At 59.1% G+C, this 2,510-nt stretch carries 3 protein-coding genes and 1 pseudogene; all 4 read left to right on the forward strand.

Features of this window, described 5'->3' with window-relative positions:
- Positions 1-1,018 (forward strand): allantoate amidohydrolase (gene hpxK, locus RTY00_RS23370; RefSeq protein ID WP_312666554.1); only part of this gene is annotated, 1,018 nt, incomplete at its 5' end.
- Positions 1,019-1,020: 2 nt separating this feature from the next.
- Positions 1,021-1,515: a 2-oxo-4-hydroxy-4-carboxy-5-ureidoimidazoline decarboxylase gene (uraD, locus tag RTY00_RS23375; RefSeq protein ID WP_312666555.1), complete on the forward strand. Its 495-nt coding sequence runs from the start codon at positions 1,021-1,023 to the stop codon at positions 1,513-1,515.
- Positions 1,512-1,847: a hydroxyisourate hydrolase gene (uraH, locus tag RTY00_RS23380; RefSeq protein ID WP_154153807.1), complete on the forward strand. Its 336-nt coding sequence runs from the start codon at positions 1,512-1,514 to the stop codon at positions 1,845-1,847. Before uraD ends, uraH begins: the two co-directional genes overlap by 4 nt.
- Positions 1,848-2,117: 270 nt before the next feature.
- Positions 2,118-2,510, forward strand: a pseudogene (locus RTY00_RS23385) (catalase-peroxidase); the annotation flags it as partial.

The raw sequence follows: 2,510 nt of genomic DNA on the forward strand, positions 1-2,510 counted from the left end.
GCTGCTGCTCGGTTCGCATCTGGATACGGTGCGCAATGCCGGTCGCTACGACGGTATGCTCGGCGTGTTAAGCGCCATTGAAACCGTGCAGTGGCTGCACGATCGGCAGCAGCGTTTGCCGCTGGCGATTGAGATTGTCGGCTTCGGCGACGAAGAGGGCACGCGCTTCGGCATTACGCTGCTCGGCAGCCGTGGCATAACCGGCAGCTGGCCGGAAAGCTGGGTGACGCACCCGGATGGCAACGGCATCACCGTGGCAGAAGCGATGCAGGACGTCGGTTTCGATGCGGCGAAAATTCTCGATGCGGCGCGTGATGTCAATGAGATCGCCGCCTATCTGGAACTGCATATCGAGCAAGGTCCATGTCTTGAGCAGGAAGATTTGGCGTTGGGTGTGGTGACGGCAATCAACGGTGCGCGTCGCTTGAATTGCAGTTTTATCGGTGAAGCCGGCCATGCAGGCACCGTGCCGATGACGCATCGCAAAGATGCGCTGGCCGCTGCTGCCGAATGGATGGTGTTTATTGAACACACCACGCAGGAGCACGATCCGCAGCTGGTGGCGACCGTCGGCACGCTGAGTTGCTTGCCGGGCGCGGTCAACGTGATCCCTGGCGAAGTGCAGCTGTCGCTCGATGTGCGCGGTCCGCAGGATGAGCCGCTGGAGCGTTTGCTCTCCACGTTGCTCACTCAAGCGCAGGCGATTGCGCTGCGTCGCGGCTTAACCTTCAACTCCAACGCGTATTATCAGATTGCCGCCACCGCCTGTGATGCGCGCTTGCAGCAGGCGCTGAGCCACGCGGTTGAAACCATGCAAGGGCGCAGCCTGTCGCTGCCAAGCGGTGCGGGACACGATGCGATTGCTATCGCCGAGCGCTGGCCGGTTGGCATGCTGTTTGTGCGCAACCATCGCGGCATTAGCCATCATCCGGCGGAATCGGTACAAACGGACGATGTGGCGCTGGGCGTGCAGGCCTATCTGCAAGCGGTTTGCGATATTGCACGCGCTAAGGAATAGAGATGGATTTAGTCAGCTTTAATCAGTTGTCACCCCAAGCCGCGCAGGCGGCGATTGCCCACTGCGTGGCGATTCCTGGCTGGCAACAGGCGCTGGTGGCGGCAAGGCCTTTTGCCGATGTTACGGCTTTGCAGGCAGAAGCCGATCGCCTGGCGCAGTGTTGGCAAGCCGCTGAGCTTGAGCAGGCGCTGAGTGCCCATCCGCGTATTGGCGACAAAGTGGCGGGCGCGGACAAAGAAGCTACGCTGTCGCGCAGTGAGCAGTCGGCGATGCAGCAGGCGGACGGAGCGCTGCAGCTGGCAATGCTGGCGGGCAATCAAACCTATGAGCAGCGGTTTGGCCGGGTGTTTCTGATTCGCGCCAAAGGGCGCAGCGGCGAAGAGATGCTGGCGGAATTGCAGCGTCGGCTTAACAATGATGCAGCGAGTGAGCAGCGTGAAGCGCTGGCGCAGCTGCGCGAAATTACCCTGTTGCGGCTGAAGGAGAGCATCACATGAGCACCATTACGACGCATATTCTCGATACTGCGCTGGGCAAACCGGCGATTGGCGTGGCGGTTTCGCTCGAGCAGAACAGCCCAGAAGGCTGGCTGCCGCTGGTGGAAGGCAAAACCGACAGCGACGGACGCATCAAAGATCTGACGCCCGAACCGCTGGCGCCGGGGCATTACCGTTTGACGGCGGAAATTGGCGACTACTTTGCCGCCGAAGGGCGCGATGCGCTTTACGTCAGCGCGCAGATCGATTTCGTGATTGGCGCCGCAGGCAGCCATTATCATCTGCCGTTTCTCATCTCGCCGTGGTCATGGTCAACCTATCGCGGCAGCTGATCCGCGTTTAATCACGGCCGGTGCGCATAAATGCGCACCCTACAAAACCGAAACCGACCTATTGCCGCATAAATTCCCATATCTGGCCCTTGTAGGGTCGCCATTCATGGCGACCAGGTCCATACCCATTTTGCGAAGCTCATCACGCGCTGCGCTTGAAAGCCAGCAACTATCAAAACCTTCGGTTCATCCAAATATATTCCTGGCGAAAGTGCGGCTAATCTTAGTCGCATATTAGAAAGCAATGTGAAGCCAATGGAGCCGATAAACATGAGCACGCACGATAACAACGATAATGCAGCAGCCGCAGGCAAGTGCCCCTTTCATCACGGGGCGTCTGAAGAGAAGAGTGTTCTGGCGCGTGGCGCCGGTGGCGGGACATCCAACCGCGACTGGTGGCCCAATATGTTACGCGTCGATCTGTTAAACCAGCACTCCAACCGTTCCAACCCGCTTAGTGACACCTTCAACTACCGCGACGAATTCAGCAAACTGGATTACTCCGCGTTAAAAGCCGATATCCGCGCACTTCTCACCGATTCGCAATCCTGGTGGCCAGCCGACTGGGGCAGCTATATTGGGCTGTTCATTCGCATGGCGTGGCACAGCGCGGGTACTTATCGCACCATTGATGGTCGTGGCGGTTCAGGTCGCGGTCAGCAG

Origin of the sequence: Pantoea sp. CTOTU49201 (assembly GCF_032054795.1) — a bacterium.
Lineage (GTDB): Bacteria > Pseudomonadota > Gammaproteobacteria > Enterobacterales > Enterobacteriaceae > Pantoea > Pantoea symbiotica.